The organism is Methylobacterium sp. A49B, assembly GCF_053346215.1.
In genome coordinates this window covers 121,777-140,566 of record NZ_JBKFBO010000071.1, presented here as the reverse complement: position 1 = coordinate 140,566, position 18,790 = coordinate 121,777, and the positions used below count along the sequence as shown (strand labels likewise).

The 18,790-nt window shown below is 69.7% G+C and carries 17 protein-coding genes; 7 read left to right on the top strand and 10 right to left on the bottom strand.

Annotated features, from left to right (window positions below; translation table 11 throughout):
* The first annotated feature begins 371 nt into the window (after positions 1–371).
* From ACLBX9_RS07690 to ACLBX9_RS07670, 5 genes are all read left to right on the top strand, one after another.
* Positions 372–1,547, top strand: a complete 1,176-nt coding sequence (locus ACLBX9_RS07690; RefSeq protein WP_447718504.1) for an L-dopachrome tautomerase-related protein — start codon at positions 372–374, stop codon at positions 1,545–1,547.
* A 70-nt stretch (positions 1,548–1,617) separates the two neighbouring features.
* Positions 1,618–2,061, top strand: a complete 444-nt coding sequence (locus tag ACLBX9_RS07685) for an MEKHLA domain-containing protein (RefSeq protein WP_447718503.1) — start codon at positions 1,618–1,620, stop codon at positions 2,059–2,061.
* Positions 2,062–2,300: 239 nt separating this feature from the next.
* Positions 2,301–3,116 (top strand): YfdX family protein, encoded by an 816-nt coding sequence (locus ACLBX9_RS07680; protein ID WP_447718502.1) that lies wholly within the window; start codon positions 2,301–2,303, stop codon positions 3,114–3,116.
* A 130-nt stretch (positions 3,117–3,246) separates the two neighbouring features.
* Positions 3,247–3,450 (top strand): hypothetical protein, encoded by a 204-nt coding sequence (locus ACLBX9_RS07675; RefSeq protein WP_010684852.1) that lies wholly within the window; start codon positions 3,247–3,249, stop codon positions 3,448–3,450.
* 417 nt (positions 3,451–3,867) lie between these two features.
* Entirely contained in the window at positions 3,868–4,281 is a 414-nt protein-coding gene (locus tag ACLBX9_RS07670) for a hypothetical protein (RefSeq protein WP_447718501.1), read from the top strand.
* 133 nt (positions 4,282–4,414) lie between these two features.
* Here the strand turns inward: ACLBX9_RS07670 and ACLBX9_RS07665 are convergent, their stop codons facing one another.
* The 8 genes from ACLBX9_RS07665 to ACLBX9_RS07630 all read right to left on the bottom strand — a co-directional run bounded on the left by ACLBX9_RS07665 (position 4,415) and on the right by ACLBX9_RS07630 (position 15,460).
* On the bottom strand, positions 4,415–5,395 hold the full coding sequence (locus ACLBX9_RS07665) for an ABC transporter ATP-binding protein (protein ID WP_010684850.1): 981 nt from the start codon (positions 5,393–5,395) through the stop codon (positions 4,415–4,417).
* Positions 5,392–6,372: an ABC transporter ATP-binding protein gene (locus ACLBX9_RS07660; protein WP_447718500.1), complete on the bottom strand. Its 981-nt coding sequence runs from the start codon at positions 6,370–6,372 to the stop codon at positions 5,392–5,394. The genes ACLBX9_RS07665 and ACLBX9_RS07660 overlap by 4 nt, the downstream gene beginning before the upstream one ends.
* A complete protein-coding gene (locus tag ACLBX9_RS07655; RefSeq protein ID WP_010684848.1) occupies positions 6,369–7,340 on the bottom strand; it encodes an ABC transporter permease in 972 nt (323 codons plus the stop codon). Before ACLBX9_RS07655 ends, ACLBX9_RS07660 begins: the two co-directional genes overlap by 4 nt.
* 10 nt (positions 7,341–7,350) lie before the next feature.
* Positions 7,351–8,331: an ABC transporter permease gene (locus tag ACLBX9_RS07650; RefSeq protein ID WP_447718499.1), complete on the bottom strand. Its 981-nt coding sequence runs from the start codon at positions 8,329–8,331 to the stop codon at positions 7,351–7,353.
* A gap of 10 nt (positions 8,332–8,341) precedes the next feature.
* The gene (locus ACLBX9_RS07645) at positions 8,342–9,958 is read right to left on the bottom strand and encodes an ABC transporter substrate-binding protein (RefSeq protein ID WP_447718498.1); all 1,617 of its coding nucleotides are present in this window, start codon (positions 9,956–9,958) and stop codon (positions 8,342–8,344) included.
* A gap of 424 nt (positions 9,959–10,382) precedes the next feature.
* Positions 10,383–13,541: a multidrug efflux RND transporter permease subunit gene (locus tag ACLBX9_RS07640; RefSeq protein ID WP_010684845.1), complete on the bottom strand. Its 3,159-nt coding sequence runs from the start codon at positions 13,539–13,541 to the stop codon at positions 10,383–10,385.
* Between the two features lie 18 nt (positions 13,542–13,559).
* Complete coding sequence (locus tag ACLBX9_RS07635; RefSeq protein WP_447718497.1) at positions 13,560–14,855, bottom strand: efflux RND transporter periplasmic adaptor subunit; 1,296 nt, start codon at positions 14,853–14,855, stop codon at positions 13,560–13,562.
* A gap of 152 nt (positions 14,856–15,007) precedes the next feature.
* The gene (locus ACLBX9_RS07630) at positions 15,008–15,460 is read right to left on the bottom strand and encodes a hypothetical protein (RefSeq protein WP_447718496.1); all 453 of its coding nucleotides are present in this window, start codon (positions 15,458–15,460) and stop codon (positions 15,008–15,010) included.
* Between the two features lie 170 nt (positions 15,461–15,630).
* On the opposite strand from ACLBX9_RS07630, the gene ACLBX9_RS07625 reads away from it, so the two are divergent.
* On the top strand, positions 15,631–16,191 hold the full coding sequence (locus tag ACLBX9_RS07625) for a L,D-transpeptidase (RefSeq protein WP_010684842.1): 561 nt from the start codon (positions 15,631–15,633) through the stop codon (positions 16,189–16,191).
* A 231-nt stretch (positions 16,192–16,422) separates the two neighbouring features.
* Entirely contained in the window at positions 16,423–17,055 is a 633-nt protein-coding gene (locus ACLBX9_RS07620) for an outer membrane protein (RefSeq protein WP_447718495.1), read from the top strand.
* A 16-nt stretch (positions 17,056–17,071) separates the two neighbouring features.
* Here ACLBX9_RS07620 and ACLBX9_RS07615 read toward each other — a convergent pair whose 3' ends face one another.
* Positions 17,072–17,704, bottom strand: coding sequence for an N-acetyltransferase family protein (locus ACLBX9_RS07615; RefSeq protein ID WP_447718494.1), 633 nt, complete (start codon positions 17,702–17,704; stop codon positions 17,072–17,074).
* A gap of 38 nt (positions 17,705–17,742) precedes the next feature.
* Complete coding sequence (locus ACLBX9_RS07610) at positions 17,743–18,786, bottom strand: MaoC family dehydratase (RefSeq protein ID WP_447718493.1); 1,044 nt, start codon at positions 18,784–18,786, stop codon at positions 17,743–17,745.
* Between the last annotated feature and the right edge of the window lie 4 nt (positions 18,787–18,790).

Sequence of the window (18,790 nt, the reverse complement as noted above, 5' to 3'; positions counted from 1 at the left end):
ATACACTATAGATCTCTCAGCCCATATTGATCATTATATGTAAATTTATTTGCCAGCATCAGCCGGATCCGATCGGCTTATATTGATCTAATTTCCATCGTCAGCTTTGTCCGGAAGCGACCATCTCGGAAAAATTTCTGCCGGCTCTATCGTGGTCGGCGCGGACGGCCACATCCGCGCCCGCATGCCCGACAGCGCCCCCATGATCGGCCGCCGATGCGCGCCGCCGGGCCGGCGCGGGATCACCTGCCTTCGCGGCGCGTTGGCACGTCGCCCTGAGAGTCACCATGGGTGTCGCCCTGGGAACGGCGCCTCGCGACCGCGAAAGCCGACGGGCCCGCCACGCCAGCCGTTGCCACGACAGGATACGCATGTCCCTCGACCGCCGCCGCCTGATCGGATCCGGCCTCGCCGTCCTCGCGGCAGGACCGGACCTGGCCGGAGCCGGAACGCCTCCCCGCCGCGAGCCGCCCGTGAGCCGGCCCGTCGGCACGCTGGACTTGGCGATCGCAGCGGACGCCCCATCCACGCCCACCGGGCTGGCGATCGCCCGGGGCGGGCGAATCTTCGTGATGATGCCGCGCTTCACGGGAGCCGAGCCGGTGACCCTCGGCGAGGTGCTGCCCGACGGCTCGGTGACACCCTACCCGGACGCCGCGGCCAACCGGCCGGATCCGAAGGCGGCGCAATCCACGCTGTTCCATGTCCCCAACGGCGTCTTCGACCGCAACGACACGCTCTGGGTGCTGGATGCCGGCCTGCCCGAGGGCAAGGGCACGCCGGTGCCGGACGGTGCGAAGCTCGTGGCGATCGACATCGCGCAGAACCGGATCCTCCGGACAATTCCCCTCGATGCCGGGGTCGTACCGACGTCGTCTCTGAACGATCTGCGGGTCGACGTGCGCGACGGCCGGGCCCGCGCCTACATCACCGATCAGGGTCAGGCCGGCACGGGCGCGATCCTGGCGGTCGATCTCGACAGCGGCCAGGTGGTGCGGCGGCTCGACGGGCATCCGAGCACCAAGTCCGAGGAGGGCCTCGTCAAGTTCGTGGAGCGCCGGCCGGTGATGGAGCGGAAGGGAGACGCGCCGCCGAAGAGTCCGAAGGGCGGCGCCAACGGCATCGCGCTCAGTCCCGACGGCACCCGCCTGTACTACGCCCCGCTCATGAGCCGGCGCCTCTACGCGGTCGAGACCGCTGCGCTGCGCGACCCGAACGCCTCCGGGGACGCGGTGGCGGCCGCGGTCCGGGATCTCGGCGAGAAGGGCATGACCGGCGGCCTGACCACGGATTCCCAGGACCGGATCTATCTGAGCCTTCAGGAGCACAACGCGGTCGGCCGACGCCTTCCGGACGGCACCATCGAGGTGCTCGCCGCCGACGACAGGCTGGTCTGGGCCGACACGTTCTGGATCACGCCCGATCGCTGGCTCTACATCTCCGCCGCGCAGGTCAACCGACGGCCGGAATTCAACCGCGGCACGGACCTGCAACAGCCCCCCTACGCGATCCTGAGGATGCGAATCGACGCCGATCCGGTCATCTAAGGCGTTCTCCGCCGCTATGGACCCCGGCTCGGCGCCGGGGCGCGCGCGCCAAGAGAGGCACCCGCCGGCCATGGCCGACCTGTCGCGCGACCCGGACTTCTTCGCCGTCCTCGCCGGCAGCTACGCGCGCCGCCTCGGCACGCCCCTGGTGCCGCCGGGCAGGGATGCCGGCTGGCTCTACGACGCGGCGCCCTTCGCGGTCCTCGCCCATGACGGCGGCGCGGATCCGCGCTTCGTCTACGCCAACCGGGCCGCGCAGGCCTGCTTCGGCTACGGGCGTGAGGAACTCATCGGCCTGCCGTCGCGGCTCTCGGCGGAGGCGCCCGAGCGCGCCGAGCGGCAGCGGCTGCTCGACGCGGTCACCCGGGACGGGTTCACCCGCGGCTACCGCGGCCTGCGCATCGCCAAGGACGGGCGCCGCTTCTGGATCGAGCGGGCGGTGGTCTGGCAGCTCGACCGCAACGGCGTGACTGTGGGTCAGGCGGCGACGTTTTCCGAGTGGCGCGACGCGTGAACGCCGGGGCGCCCGCCCGCTCGTAACGCCACGCTTCGCCGGGCCTGTCCGCGTCGCCGGAGAGGCATGCCCGACCTGGGTCGGCGTCGCGGCTTGCGATGCCACGCCCCCGGCCCTGCATTGCGGTTTTTTAATCGTCCGGACATGCGACCAAGACGACCCAAGTCTATTATCTGAACACGGAATGAATAAGGCGAATTCAAAGCAAAGCCTTAGATCCGGCGCTCAGATGGAGACGAATGATGACTTACCACAAGTCTATGGCTGCGGCGCTCGTGCTCACCACCATCCTCGGCGGGACCGCCTTCGCGGCCGAGCAGGCGGCTCAGCAGAACAGCATGCCGATCAGCGCGAGCCAGAAGGCGGTCGACGCGGATGTCGGCAAGCTCTCGAAGGACGGCGCGCAGGGCTTCAGGGATCTCCAGCTCACGCGCATCGCCATCTTCGAGGCCGATCCCGCGCAGGCCAAGGACATGATCGGCAAGGCACAGGCGGCCTTCGCCAAGGCGAAGACGGACGACGCGGTGTTCAACAGGGCGGAGGCCGACCTCAAGACGCCCGCCGACATGACCGGCAAGGCGAAGGCGACGGCGACGGCCGCGAAGGCCGACGCGAAGCCGGCGTCCAAGGATCCGGTCGCCTGGGTGCCGGTGGATGCGCAGCTCACCCTGGGCGACGACTTCGTGGCCACGCCCGCCAAGGCCTCGGCCGTGACCGAGGCGAACAAGAACCTCGCGCAGGGGGACCAGAAGGGCGCGCTGGAGAAGCTCAAGCTCGCCCACGTGGACGTCAACTTCACGATGGCGGTCCTGCCGCTCAACAAGACCATGGCGGACGTCGATCAGGCGGCGACGCTGATCGGGCAGGGCAAGTACTATGAGGCGAACGCGATCCTGAAGACCGCGCAGGACGCGATGCGCTTCGACGTGATCGACGCCGTCGCCGTGCCTCAGGCGGCCAAGGCCGCCACGACGTCCGCCACGACGTCCGCCACGACCGGCACGACGGCGCCGCAGGCCTCCGGCACGACGGCGAGCACCAAGGCCGGCAAGTGAACGGGTCCCGCTGACCCGAGCCCGTCCCGGCCGGCGCGGCGCGCCGGCCGACACCGGTCACCGGCACCCGCTGATCCGCAGAGGGTTTCGCGCAGACATCCTGCCCCACCGACCGAATGGAGGATCGATCATGCTCAAGAAGACGACGCGCGCTGCCCTGTGTTTGGCAACCCTCTGGGCGGTCACGCCGGCCCTGGCGGCGCCGAACGGGATGCCGCAAGGCAAGCGCGACCGGATGTCGATGAAGGACACCCGGCACGCGATTGCCATGCAGCGGAAGGAGAACAGGGAGGCCAACAGGAACGTCGACAGCCTCATCAAGAACCGCCGCTGAGCGGCTTCCGCTCGAGCCCCTCGGCATCGCCGTCCTCGCGAGGGACGCGACGCAATCCAGGGGTGGTGCGCCCGCATCAGGTCGCGCCACCCCGGGTTATTTTCCCGCGCCACTTCGCTTCGCTCGTGAAGACGGGAGGGACGCAGCAACCCGAAGCGTTCAAACAGGACCTGTATCGGGTGCTCCCGACCACGCCAGTCCGCCGTTGCAACGCTCGGCGACGGTGCGCAGGGACACCGGGCAGCCTGCGCGTCGATCAGGACCGGGTATAAAGTCGAGTACAACGGGCGACGGCCGCTTGCCTTTCGGACCGCGCACGACATTTGCTTGATTGAAGCCGAATCTCTTGGCTGAAATCTGGTCCCGACGATGCTTTTAGGAAGAACAATTCTCGCAGCAGTCCTATGGACTGTTCCGGTGTATGGCTGGGCTCAGGCCCTACCTTCGAAGATCAACGATTGTACCTTCCTGACAGATCCGACCGATCTGCGGTACTGCCTCTTCATCGAGCAAGGTGGCAGGCCGGCATTTCCCGTGACAATCTTATCGAATGGTGAAGATCCGTCATCGCTCGAGCCGTATTACAGGCGCGGAGGCTATCATCTGGCCGCTCCGGTCAACGCCGCCCCGGTCGCAAGATCCAAGGTGAGGGTGCGCCTGGGGCTTGCTGAGAGCGCCACGGTACCGCAGCAATTCGACTGGCGCGCATCGGCCGGGCCGGATCGCTACCGCGTTCACATCGAACAGGTTTCCACCTTCGGGACGACGAGGACTTGGCGTTCATCCGATCGCCGCGGCGACGTCTTCATCAGTCAGATCAACGCCCGGTAGTGCACCGGCAACCGACGACCTTGGCTCAGCATCGGATTCTCGATCCCCGGACAAGAGCGCAGACGGCCTGAATGCCATCACCGTCCGCGAGTGCCGCCGCGGGCGACATGGATCCGACATCGCGCGCTCTTGGTCAGGCACGCCCCTCCTGCACGGCGTGGCAGGCGACGCCGTCGAGGAGCGCCGGCACCTCGGCGCGGCAGCGCTCGTTCGCCAGCGGGCAGCGCGGGTGGAAGGTGCAGCCCGGAGGCGGGTCGATCGGGTTCGGGATCTCGCCGGAGACCGGCACCCGGGCGCGGCCGACATGGGCGAGGTCGGGCACCGCGTCGAGGAGCATCCGCGTGTACGGATGGCGCGGCCGCGCGAACAGGTCCCTGGCGGAGGCGACTTCCACGAGACGGCCGAGATACATCACGCCCACCCGGGTCGCCATGTGGCGCACCACGGCGAGGTTGTGGGAGATGAACAGGTAGGTCAGCCCCAGCCGGTCCTGCAGATCGCGCATCAGGTTGAGGATCTGCGCCTGAACCGAGACGTCGAGCGCCGAGGTCGGCTCGTCGCCCACCAAGAACTCGGCCTCGCTCGCCAGCGCCCGGGCGATCGCCACCCGCTGGCGCTGGCCGCCGGAGAACTCGTGCGGGTATTTTCTGGCGTCATCCGCGTGGAGACCGACGAGGCCGAGCAGCTCGCTGACCCGGGCGCGGATCGCCCCCTCCCCCTGGATCAGGTCGAAGGCCCGGATCGGCTCGGCGATGATCTTTCCGACCCGCCAGCGCGGGTTCATGGACGCGTAGGGATCCTGGAAAATCATCTGGATGCGGGCGCGCAGGCGCCGCCGGGCGGCAGCCTGGCGCGGGTCGGTCATCGAGACGCCGGTGATCGTGACCTCGCCGGCGGAGGGCGGCAGCAGGCCGACCACCATGCGGGCCACCGTCGACTTGCCGGAGCCGGATTCACCCACGATCGCGAAGGTCTCGCCCTTCTCGATCGCGAAGCCGACCCGGTCGACCGCGGTGAGGAATTTGCGGGGCTCGCGCTCGATCACCCGGTTGAGCCAGGGTTTGGAGACGTCGAACCGGCGGCGCAGGTCGGTGACCTCGACGTAGGCGCTCACGCCGCGCGCTCCGCTGCATCGCACAGGTGACAGGCGACCCGGCTGGCATCGACCGGGATCGGCTCGGGCCGCTCGACGCGGCACCGCGCGAAGACCTTCGGGCAGCGCGGGTTGAAGGCGCAACCCTTCGGGATGGCGGTGAGCCGCGGCATCGAGCCGGGAATCTGGCTGAGCCGGTCGGCCTCCTGCGACAGGGTCGGGATCGCCCCCATCAGGCCGACCGCGTAGGGGTGGTGGGGCTTGGCGATCACCGAGGCGACCGGGCCGATCTCGGCCACCCGCCCGGCATACATCACCGCCACCCGGTCGGCGGCCTCGGCGATCACCCCCATGTCGTGGGTCACCAGCATCACCGCAGTGCCGTGCTCGCGGCACAGGCGCTTCAGCAGCGTGATGATCTGGGCCTGGACCGAGACGTCCAGCGCCGTGGTCGGCTCGTCGGCGATGATCAGCTCCGGCTCGGCGGCGAGCGCCAGGGCGATCACCACCCGCTGGCGCATGCCGCCGGAGAATTCGTGCGGGTAGCCGTCGATCCGCCGCTCCGGCGCCGGGATGCCGACCTCGGCGAGCAGATCGATGGCGCGGGTCCGGGCCGCCTTCGCGGAGAGGTCGGTATGGGTGCGCAGGGTCTCGACGATCTGGTCGCCGACGCGGAACAGCGGGTCGAGGGAGGTCAGCGGATCCTGGAAGATCATGCCGATGCGCTTGCCGCGCACCCGCCGCATCGCCTCCGGGGAGAGGTTGTCGATCCGCTCGCCGCGTAAGGAGATCTCGCCGCCGGCGATGCGTCCGGGCCGGTCGATCAGTCCGATCACCGCCGAGCCGGTCACCGACTTGCCGGCCCCGGACTCGCCGACGACGCCCAAAATCTCGCCGCGGCCGATGTCGAACGAGACCCGGTCGATGGCGGTGAGCGGCCCGCGGCGGGTGTCGAAGGCGACCGTCAGGTCGCGCACGGAGAGGATGGTCTCGGTCATTGCAGCTTCGGATTGAGCGCGTCGCGCAGCCAATCCCCCAGGAGGTTGATGGCGATGACCAGCCCGGCGAGCGCCAGCCCCGGGAAGGCGACGATCCACCACTCGCCGGAGAACAGGAACCGGTTGCCGGTGCGGATCAGCGTGCCGAGCGACGGCATGGTCTCGGGCAGGCCGGTGCCGAGGAACGACAGGGTCGCCTCGGTGATGATCGCGAGCGCGAGGTTGATCGTCGCGATCACGAAGACCGGGCCGGTGACGTTCGGCAGGACGTGGCGGACCATGATCACCGGCGGCGACAGGCCGATCAGCCGCGCCGCCTGGACGTAGTCCTTGCCCTTCTCGACCATCACGGAGGAGCGCACGGTCCGGGCGTACTGCACCCAGAAGGACAGGCCGATCGAGACCACGATCAGCCCGATCAGCGGCCCGACATCGAGGGCACTGCCGAAGCTCGCCTTGGCGACGCCGTCCACCACCAGGGCGATCAGGATCGCCGGGAAGGTGAGCTGCACGTCGGCGACCCGCATGATCAGCGTGTCGAGGAAGCCGCCCGCGTAGCCGGCGATCAGGCCGAGCGCGATGCCGAGGATGCCGGAGGTCACCACCCCGAGCACGCCGACGATCAGCGACAGGCGCAGGCCGTACAGCACGGCCGAGAGCACGTCCCGGCCCTGGTCGTCGGTGCCGAGATAATAGGGCGCCTGCCCGTCCGCCTGCCAGATCGGCGGCAGGTTGGAGTTGATCAGGTCGAGCTGGGCCGGGTCGTAGGGGTTCTGCGGCGCGATCCACGGCGACGCGAAGGCGAGGCCGACCATCAGCACCGTGGCGATCAGCGCCGCCACGGCGGTTTTCGAGCGCAGGAAGTTCGCCAGCAGGTCGGACTCGCGCCAGCGCGCGAGCCGCGAGGGCTTCGCCTCCGGCAGCGGGACCGGCGGGGCGTCGCCCGCGTCGAGGTCGTATCCGCTCATCGCCCGCCCCTCACGCCGCCCGCCCGGCGGGCAGCCGCAGGCGCGGGTCCACCACCGTGTAGAGGATGTCGACCACGAGGTTGATGGTCACGAAGATCAGCGCGACGAGCAGCAGATATGCCGACATGATCGGGATATCGACGTTCTGCACGGCCTGGACGAAGAGCAGGCCCATGCCGGGCCACTGGAACACCGTCTCGGTGATGATCGAGAAGGCGATCACCGAGCCGAGCTGCAGCCCCGCGATGGTGATCACCGGAACCAGCGTGTTCTTCAGGGCGTGCCGCAGGTGGACGGCGCGGGTGGTGAGCCCCCGCGCCCGGGCGAAGCGGACGTAGTCGGTGCGCAGCACCTCCAGCATCTCGGCGCGGACCAGCCGCATGATCAGCGTCATCTGGAACAGGCCGAGCGTCACCGAGGGCAGGATCAGCGCCTTGAGTCCCGAGGCGGTCAGGAAGCCGGTGGTCCACCAGCCGAGCCGCACCGTGTCGCCGCGCCCGTAGGAGGGCAGCCAACCGAGCGTCACCGAGAACAGGTAGATCAGCAGGATGCCGATCAGGAAGGTCGGCAGGCTGATCCCGATCAGCGAGACCGCCTGGAACAGCCCGGCGAGCCAGGAGTCGCGGAAGAGCGCGCAGTAGACGCCCATCAGGATCCCCACCACCAGGGCGAAGACCGTGGCACAGAAGGCGAGCTCCAGCGTCGCCGGCATGCGCTCGGCGAGCAACTGGGAGACCGGCTGCCGGAACTGGTACGAGATACCGAACTGGCCCCGCACCACGCTGCCGGCGTAGCGGACGAACTGGACCAGCACCGGATCGTCGAGGCCGAGATCCGTCCGGATCTGAGCCCGCTCGGCCACGGTGGTGTCGGGCCCGACGATCTGGTTCACGGGATCGCCCGCGAACCGGAACATCGCGAAGGCGATGAGCCCGACGACCGCGAGGACCGCGGCCGCCTGGATCACCCGGCGCAGGAGGAAGGCGAGCACGCCTCCGACCCTACTGCGGGTCTTTCGACACCCAGTAGAGCAGCAGCAGGTTGTCGGCGCGCTGCGTCAGGTGGACCTTCTTGGAGACGCCCCAGGCCAGAGCCTGCTGGTGCAGCGGGATGTAGCCCCAGTCGGTGTTGAGGACGTCGAACCCCTCCTTGATCAGCGCGTCGCGCTTGGTCTTGTCGGTCTCGGATTCGACCTTGTCGGCGATCTCGTCGATCTTCGGGTCGCAGTAGCCCGCGAGGTTCCAGCTGCCCCGGCCCGACTTGTCGCCGGGCTTCCGGCAGCCGACGATCTCGTAGAGGATGTTGTGGCTGTCCAGCGAGGACGGGGTCCAGCCCAGCAGGTAGAACGAGGTGTCGTAGGCCGGCGCCAGCACCTTGGCGAAGTACTTGGCCTTCGGCTGGGCGTTCAGGTTCACCTTGACGTTGATGCGGGCCAGCATCGAGACCACCGCCTGGCAGATCGCCTCGTCGTTGACGTAGCGGTCGTTCGGGCAATCCATGGTCAGCGAGAACCCGTCCGGGTAGCCCGCCTGGGCCATCAGCTCCTTGGCCTTCTTGAGGTCGGTGGCCGGGCGCTTGAACTCGGCGCCGCGGTCGTAAAGGGCCGGGGCGATCATCAGCGCGGAGGGCACCGCCTGCCCGCGCATGACGCGCTTGGCGATCGTGTCCTCGTCGATGGCGAGGTAGAAGGCCTCGCGCACCTTGATGTCCTTGAACGGGTTCTTGCCCTTGACGCTGGAATCCTTCAGCTCGTCCCGGTCCTGGTCCATGCCGAGGAAGATCGTGCGCAGCTCAGGCCCCGCCATCACGGTGGCGGTGCCGCTGGCATTGACCCGCTGCTGGTCCTGCAGCGGCACGGGGTCGATCCAGTCGACCTCGCCGGAGAGCAGCGCGGCGACGCGGGTCGCCGGGTTGGCGATGGTGGTGAGGATGGCCTCGTCGAGGTTCGACTCGACCTTGCCCCAGTAGCCGTCGAACTTCTTGAACACCGTCTTCACGCCGGGCTGGTGCTCGGCGATCACGAACGGGCCGGTGCCGTTCTCGTGCAGCGTGGCGTAGCTCGGGCTGGTGGCGCTGGGGGGCGTCGGCTGGACGACGCCGTTCTTCTCGGACCACGCCTTCGACATGATCACCCAGGTGGGGAACTGGGCGATGGCGATGGGGTTCGGCTTCTTCAGCACCATGTCGACGGTGTAGTCGTCGACCTTCACGAACTCGGCGTCGGCCGGGACGTTGGTGGTGAAGTTCGAGCCCGGGGCCCGGACGCGCTGGGCGGAGAAGAGCACGTCGTCGGCGGTGAACGGCGTGCCGTCGTGGAACTTGACGTTCTTGCGCAGGTGGAAGCGCCAGCGGGTCGGCTCGGGCGTCTCCCAGGATTCCGCGAGGGCCGGCGCAAATTTCAGGTTCTTGTCGAGGGTGACGAGCGACTCGTAGGCCGCCTGCTGCATCCCCTCGGTGAAGCTCTCCTTGAGGGAGTACGGGTCGAGGGATTTCAGGTCACCCTGGAAGGCGAAGCGGAAGACGTTGGCGGCCTGCGCGGGCAGCGCGGCGAACCCGAACGTCGCGACCGCGACCGCGGAGACGCCGCGGGCGAGGGTCTTCAGGGCTGAACGGGACAAGCGGATCTCCGAGACCGTGAATGCGCCACCGGCCAGCTACCCCGGCGGTGTCCACCGCGGCGTCAGCAAGCATCGGACCATCTGTATACAAGACGAGGACCGTGCCTGTCGCGGGCGAGTGACATTGGTCGACTTTCAAAGTGCGTTTTCCCCGCCCGATCATGGTTGACGCATCGCGGAATTGACGCGGCGCGACACGCGCACCCCGCCCCCTCTGCGGGCTACGACATTCCGACACCGCTAGCGGGGACGCGCTCTCCTCCCCCTTGTGCGGAGGAGTTGGAGGTGGGGGTGGTTCAGGAGGCACCGTCACGCGCGATCCGGCACCACTTCCACCCCTGACCCCTCCCCACAAGGGGGAGGGGAAAGTGCTATACTTCTTAACGTTTTAGTCTGGGCACACCGCGTACCGGCGATCGCCGCCTCACTCCGCCGCGACCCGCGCCGGCTCGTGCCGCGTCTGTGCCTCCGCCCGCTCGCCCTCGGTCACCGCCTTGCGCCGGAACAGGCGCATGACCACGACGAAGAAGACCGGCACGAAGAACACCGCCAGCACGGTCGCGGTGATCATGCCGCCCATCACGCCGGTGCCGATCGCCTGCTGGCTCTTCGAGGCGGCGCCGGTGGCGATGGCCAGCGGCACCACGCCGAAGATGAATGCGAGCGACGTCATCACGATCGGCCGGAACCGAAGGGTGGCCGCCTCGACCGCGGCCCGCACCACGGAGGTGCCGGGCTTCCAGAGATCCTTGGCGAACTCCACGATCAGGATCGCGTTCTTGGCCGAGAGGCCGATGATCGTGATCAGCCCGATCTTGAAGTACACGTCGTTGGGCATGCCGCGCAGGTACACGGCCGCCACCGCGCCGATGACACCCAGCGGGATCACCAGCATCACCGAGACCGGGATCGCCCAGCTCTCGTAGAGCGCGGCGAGGCACAGGAACACGATCAGCACCGAGAGGGCCAGCAGCAGGCTCGCCTGGCTGCCCGCCTGCTTCTCCTGGTAGGACTGACCCGTCCAGGCGTAGCCGAAGCCCTTCGGCAGCTGCAGCATCAGCCGCTCCATCTCGGCGATGGCGTCGCCCGACGTGTAGCCGGGGTTCGGCTCGCCGGTGAAGCGCACCGACTGGTAGCCGTTGAAGCCGACGATCTGGCTCGGCCCCATGCTCCATTTCAGCTCCGCGAAGGACGACATCGGCACCATCGTGTTGGTGGCGTTCTTCACCGCGTAGTTGAGGATGTCCGAGGCGTTCATGCGCTGGAGCTGCTCGGCCTGCACGTAGACGCGCTGCATCTTGCCCCGGTTGGGGAAGTCGTTCGGGTAAACCGAGCCCAGGTTGAGCTGGATCGTGGCGTTGATGTCCTCGAACTTCACGCCGAGCGCCGCCGCCTTCTCGCGGTCGATGACCAGCTCCGCCTGCGGCGTCGGCGGCAGGCCCTCGATCTTCACCTTCTGGAGGATCGGGCTCTGCGAGGCCAGCTTCAGGAGCTGCTCCTGGGCCGACAGCAGCGCCGCGTAGCCGCGGTTGGCCCGGTCCTGCAGGCGGAACGAGAAGCCCGCCGCATTGCCGAGGTTGTCCACCGGCGGCGGCTCCTGGGCATCGACGGTGGCGTCGCGGTAGCTGGCCAGCGCCGCGTTGGTGCCGGCGACGAGGGCGGCGGCCGAGTTCTTGGCGTCGCGCTCCGACCAGGGCTTAAGCGTGACGAAGGCCTGGCTGGTGCTCGGGGCCTGCCCCGAGAACGAGAAGCCGTTGAGCATCGTCACGGTGGCGACGCCGGGCTGCGCCAGCAGGTGCTCCTCGACCTTGCGCACCGCCTCCTGGGTGCGGTTGTAGGAGGCACCCGGGGGCGTCTGGATGTCGACCGTGAAGAAGCCCTGGTCCTCGACCGGCAGGAAGCCCTCCGGCAGGTTGACGAAGGCGTAGGCCGTGCCCGCCACCAGCGCGACGTAGACCAGCATCACCCGGCCGGACTTCCGGATGAACGCTGCGGTGCCGCGGCCGTAGCGGGCGGTCTCGCGATCGACGATACGGTTGAACATCCCGAACACGCCGCCCTTGGCGTGGCCGTGGCCCTTCTCGATCGGCTTCAGGAAGGTCGCGCAGAGCGCCGGCGTCAGCGACAGGGCGAGCAGCGCCGAGAACGCGATGGAAGTCACCATCGCGATCGAGAACTGCCGGTAGATGATGCCCACCGAGCCGGGGAAGAACGCCATCGGGATGAACACGGCGATCAGCACCAGGGTGATGCCGATGATCGCGCCGGTGATCTGCCCCATGGCCTTCTTGGTGGCCTCCTTCGGCGGCAGCCCCTCCTCGTTCATGATCCGCTCGACGTTCTCCACCACCACGATGGCGTCGTCGACCAGGATGCCGATGGCCAGCACCATGCCGAACATGGTGAGCACGTTCACCGAGAAGCCCGAGATCCACATCACCGTGACCGTGCCCATGAGGGCGATCGGCACCACGATGGTGGGGATCAGGGTGTAGCGGATGTTCTGCAGGAACAGGAACATCACGAGGAAGACCAGCACCACCGCCTCGACCAGCGTGTGCAGCACCTTCTCGATGGAGGCCTCCACCGCCGGGGTGATGTCGTACGGGATGTCCCACTTCAGGTCCGGCGGGAAGAACTGGGACAGCTCCACCATCTTGGCGCGGATCGCCTTGGCAGTCTCGAGCGCGTTGCCGTCGGGGGCGAGCGTCACCGAGATGCCGGCGGCGGGGCCGCCGTTGAGGCGCGTGGAGAACTGGTAGGCGTCGCCGCCGAGCTCGATCCGGGCGACGTCGCGCAGGCGCACGTTCGAGCCATCCGGATTCGCCCGCAGCACGACGGCGCCGAAATCCTCGATCGTACCGAGCTGCCCCTTCACGATGATCGGCACGGTGAGCGACTGCCGGGTCGGGCTCGGCTGCGCGCCGACCGAGCCGGACGCGACCTGGACGTTCTGGTTGCGGATCGCGTCGGTGACGTCCGAGGCGCTGAGCGAGAGGCCGCGCAGCTTGTCGGGATCGACCCAGACGCGCAGCGACCGCTCCGTCGAGTAGAGCGTCGCGCGGCCGACGCCGGGGATGCGGCGGATCTCGTTGATGACGTTGCGGATCAGGAAGTCGCCGAGGCCGACCTCGTCCATCGACCCGTCCTTGGAGACGAGCGTGATGATGTTGAGGGTCGCGGCCGAGGCCTCCTCCACCAGGATGCCCTGCTGGCGCACCTCAGCCGGCAGGCGCGCTTCCACGCGCTTCAGCCGGTTCTGCACCTCGACCGAGGCGAGCGACGGGTCGGTGCCCGGCTGGAAGGTGGCGGTGATGTTGACCGAGCCGAACGAGTCGGTGGTCGACTCGAAGCTCATGATGTTGGCCGCGCCGTTGAGCTCATCCTCGATGAGCCGGGTGGTGCCGATGTAGAGGCTCTCCACCGAGGCGCCGGGATAGGCTGTCGACAGTGCGATGGAGGGGGGCGCGATTACCGGGTACTGCGCCACCGGCAGGTTCGGGATGGCGAGGGCGCCGCCCAGGCAGATGAACAGGGCCACCACCCAGGCGAAGACCGGGCGGTCGATGAAGAAGCGTGCCATGATCGGGCTCTCCCGGGCTCAGCGGCGCGGCTGGACGGCGGCGGCCCGCGGGGCGGCCTCCGCCTTATCGCCGGGATTTTGCTCGCTCGCAGCGTCGGGGGCCTCGTCCGCATCGTGCTTCGGGCCGGTCTCGCCGTGGACCGGGGTCTGGTCGAGGGGCTTCACCTTGGCGCCCACGGTGATCTTCTGGAAACCGTCGATCACGACGCGCTCGCCGGCCTTCAGCCCCGAGCGGATCAGCCAGTTCTGCCCGACCACGGGCCCGACCTCGACGGGCTGGCGCATCACGGTCTCGTCGGCGCGCACGATCCAGACCTCGGCGCGGCCGTCGTCGGTGCGCTGGATCGCCTGCTGCGGCACCGCGATGGCGTCGGAGTCGATGCCCTGCTTGATCCGCGCCCGGACGTACATGCCGGGGAAGAGCTCGTCGTGCGGGTTGGGGAACTGCACCCGCAGGGTCACCTGCCCGGTGCTCGGGTCGGCGGTGACGTCCGAGAACAGCAGCCGGCCCGCCAGCGGGTAGAGGGAACCGTCGTCCATGATCAGGTGGACGTTGGCGGTGTTGTCTTCGAGCCGCGCCAGCTCGCCGCTGGCGAGGTCCCGACGCAGGCGGTTCAGCTCGCCCACCGACTGGGTGATGTCGACGTAGATCGGGTCGAGCTGCTGGATCGTGGCGAGGGCCCCCGTGGAGCCGGGCTCGATCAGGGTGCCCTCGGTGAGCAGCGCCCGGCCGATGCGGCCGGTGATCGGCGCGCGCACGTCGGTCCAGCCGAGGTTGAGCTGCGCCCGGTCGCGGGTCGCCTTGGCGCCGGCCACCTCGGCCTCCGCCTGCTTCTTGGCCGCGAAGGCGGCGTCGTACTGGGCCTGGCTGGCGGTGGCGCGGGTGAGCAGCTGCTCCAGCCGGTCGGCCTGCTGGCGGGCGAGCACGAGGGCCGCTTCCTGGCGGGCGAGGGCCGCCTCCGCGCTGGCGAGCTCGACCTCGTAGGGCGCCGGGTCGATCTTGTAGAGGATGTCCCCCTCCTTGACCATGCTGCCCTGCTCGAACAGCCGCTTCACCACGAGCCCGGAGACCCGGGAGCGGACCTCGGCGATGCGCATCGGGGCGACGCGGCCCGGGAGGTCGCGCAGGTACGGGATCGCCTGGGGCTCCACCTTCACGAAGCCCACCTCCGGGACGGGCGGGGTCGGCGCGGCGGCCTGCTTCGGGTTGCAGGCTGCGAGCCCGAGCAGGAGCAGGGCAGCGGGCAGGAGAACGGTCGCGCGGGTCGTCGCGCGGAACGAGGACAGGGTTTGGGCGGACAGAGTGCGGGTCACGGTTACCGACGCTCCTGGGAACATGCGTCTGAAGGCTGGCGCGGAGCAGGGGCCCGCGCATCGTCGAGTCGGATCTCGGGGCCGGTCAAGGGGCCGGCCGCGCGGAGATCGGGACAGGTGCGCCCCCGCCGGCCGCCAGGCCCGGACGCGCGTCAGGCCAGCCGTGGAGGCCGGTGCAACGTCCCGTCCGGCGCGGAGGCCGGCACGGTGTCGGACCTGTGATCGAACGATGCGGCGGCGGTGTGACGGGGCCGCGGCGCGTCGACAGGCGGGCGCGGCAGGCCCAGTTCGGTGAGGATCTCGCAATCGGCGGCGCAGAGATCGGTGCGGCCGAAGGCGGAGCGCTCGGCCTCGGGCTGCGCATCCGGCGCACCCGACAGCATCGCCAGGCGCGGGCCCGCGATGGCGCAGGCCGGTCCTTCGGCCCGCGCGGATTCGGCGCGCGCAGGGGCGGTGACCATCGCGGCCGTCGCGAGGACGAGCAGCGCCAGCACGGCGAGGCCCCGGACGAGGCGGTCCGGCGGGCCCGCGACGCGGCGGACCAGGAGGGCGGCGGATCGGATCACGATCCCGAGATAAGCATGGCCGTCGCCGGGCGCAATCACCCACAGCGTCGCGCCACCCGGCGAGTGTTGCGTACAGCACACAGCTACCCGCGGAAGTGTCCTCCCCCGCGGGCCGGCCTCAACCTCGCCGCGAAGTCCGGGCCGGGTCGCCCGGACGAGCGCGCAGCCTCAGCGAAGGTCTGCGCCACGACCGATGGAGGACGAAGACCATGTCGAGACGGATCGCGATGCTCGGGCTCGCGGGGCTGCTGCTCGGGAGCGCCCCCGCGGCGGCCAACCCGCTGGACAGGGGCCCGATCGCCGACTTCCTCAACATCTTCCGCAGCCAGGCGATCCCGCGGGAGACGGTGGCCTGGACCGGCAAGGAGAGGCCCGGCACCATCGTGGTCTCCACCCGCCAGCGACGGCTCTACTACGTGCTCGGCGGGGGTGCGGCGGTCCGCTACGGCGTCGGAGTCGGCCGGCAGGGCTTCTCGTGGTCCGGCACCAAGACCGTCACCATGAAGAAGGAATGGCCGGATTGGCGCCCGCCGCAGCAGATGCTGGCCCGCCGCCCCGACCTGCCGCGCTACATGGCCGGCGGCCAGGATAACCCGCTGGGCGCGCGCGCCCTCTATCTCGGCTCCTCGCTCTACCGCATCCACGGCTCGAACGAGCCCGAGACGATGGGCGCGGCGGTGTCCTCCGGCTGCATCCGCATGACCAACAAGGACGTGGTCGACCTCTACGACCGCGCCCGGGTCGGCACCAAGGTGGTCGTGCGCGACTGATCGTCGGCGATAGCGAGACCGGCGGGGTTCGCGAGGTCCCCGCCGTCGTGACGAAGACCCGCGCTCCGGCACCCGCCGGGACGAGGGCGCCGCACCTCCGGCCGTCCGCGGCGGCCCACGCCGATTGCGAACCGGCGGCGGTCCCTGTGCTCTGGCGCGTCCCGGCCGGGATGCGGCGGGCTCGCCCCCTCTGCCCTGTTTCGGCCCGATGCCTTCGGCTAGCATGGCCGCATGAGTCGCCGTGCCGCTTCGCGTCCGTTCCGCCGCCGTGCCGCCGGTCTCGGCCTCGGCATCGGCCTGCTTCAGGCCTGCCCGGCCGCGGCCCAGGGCCTGCTATGGCCGGGGATCGGGTTCGCGCCGCTGCCCGCCTTCGCGTGGCCCGAGCCGGCCGGGGACGCGTATGGCCGCTGGACCGGCTCCTACGCGCGGCTGTCGACCGGGTATGCCGTGACCACCTCCCGCCGTTTCGGCAGCTACGCGGGCCCCACGCTCGGCTTCGAGGGCGGCCGGATGTGGCAGGAGGGCCCGATCCTCTACGGCATCAGCGGCGGGTTCGACTATCTGGCCGGCCTCGACGGCAACCTGACGCCGGGCTTCGGGCGCCTGGCCTATGCCCGCGACTTCGCCGGCGCCCTGGAGGTGAAGGTCGGGACGCTGCTGACGCCGGACGTGCTGGTCTACGCCAAGGGCGGCGGCGTGGCCCTCCACGAGACCCTGCGCGTCGGGCCGACGCCGTCGACGCTGCCGTTCACCCGCCAGGACATCGCGGTGCGGCCTGTGGCGGGGGTCGGCGTCGAGTGGGCCGTCACGGACCGTCTCTCGCTGGGGGTGGAGGCCGGCGTGGTGGGGGGCGGTATCCGCTGAGGCACCGGGCTGTCGGTCAATCGCCTGCGCGCGCCCGCCGGGTGCCGCGCGCCGGAGGCCGGGAACCTGGATCCGGCGCGAGGGCCGCCAGCGTCGCGAGATCGCGCCAGCCATAGGCGACCTCCGTGAACCGGCCCTGGACGCGCAGTCCCACTTCCCCGTCGAGCGAGAGGCCACCGCAGCGCTCGTAGAAGCGCCGGGCGACCTCGCTCTCGCGCAGCACCCAGAGGCCGGCGGCGCGGTACTCAGCCCTCTGCAGACGCGTCGCCATCCGCGCCAGCAGGGCCTGGCCGACCCCGCGCCCCTGGAAGGCGCGCAGCACGTAGAGGCTGCTGATCTCGCCGTCGAAGCCCGCCGCCGCCAGCACCTCGGAGCGCTGGGCGTTGCACGTGCCGAAGCCGACGGACTTCCCGCCGAATCCGGCCACGTAGGCCGCGCCGCCGCGCGTCGCCGGCGGACTGCTCAGAAGCTGCGCCCACCACGCCTGCCGCACCTCGACGGTGAGCGTGGAGATCATCTCGTCGGGAAGGAGGCCGGTATAGGTCTCGTGCCAGGCGGCAACGTGGATCGCGGCGATCGCGGCCGCATCCTCCGGCCCGGCCCGCCGCACCGCTAGGGCGGCCGCCCTCGCGCTCCTGGTCGCCGCCATGGGCTTCGGATCCGGGCGCCGCGCCGTGCGGGTCCGCGCTACTTCGGCACGAAGGCCCAGTAGTCGAGGTCGAGGATCACCGCCGAATCGTAGCCGTCGCCCGCGCGGTCCGGGAAGGCGCCGCAGGGCTGATTCTTGGTGGCGACCGTGCGCAGGCGCAGGAGCCCCACATCGTCGCGGCCGACATCGGCGGTGGCGAGCACCTCGCTCCAGGCATAGACCGTGTCGCCGGCAAAGAGCGGCGCCACGTGGCGGCCGGCATTGATGCCGGCGATCGCGAACACGTTGGCGAGCCCGTTGAAGCTCAGCGCCCGGGCGAGCGAGATGACGTGGCCGCCGTAGATCAGCCGCCGGCCGAACCGGGTGTCCTTGGCGGCCAGCCCGTCGAAATGCACCTTGGCGGTGTTCTGGAACAGGCGCGTGGCGATCTGGTGCTCGGCCTCCTCGACGGTCATGCCGTCGACGTGGTCGATCTTCTCACCCGCCGCGTAGTCGGCGAAGCGGTGCGGGCTGCCGGCCAGATCCGTGTCGTAGGCGGCCGCCGAGAGCTTCGGCAGGGCGCCCGCGAGATCCTGCGGGTCGACCACCTTGGCGAGGCTCGGCACGTGCTCCTCGGCGATCACGGCCTCGGGGTCGCGCTTGCGCACCAGCACCCAGCGGCAGTAGCTCAGCACGGTCTCACCGCGTTCGTCGGAGCCGACCGAGCGGACGTAGACGATTCCGGTCTGGCGGTTCGAGCTCTCCTTGAGGCCGATCACCTCCGAGACGGTCGAGAGGGTCTCGCCCGGATAGACCGGCCGCCGGAACCCGCCCTCGGCGTAGCCGAGATTGGCGAGCGCGTTGAGGGAGACGTCCGGCACGGTCTTGCCGAACACCATGTGGAAGGTGAGCAGGTCGTCCAGCGGGCTCTTCGGGTAGCCGAAGGCGCGCGCGAAGGCGTCCGAGGACTGCACGGCGAAGCGCGGCCCGTAGAGCCCCGTGTAGAGCGCCACGTCGCCGACCGTCACGGTGCGCGGTGTGGCGTGGCGGATGGTCTCGCCGAGGCGGAAATCCTCGAAGAAGCGGCCGGGATTTGTCTTCACGGGC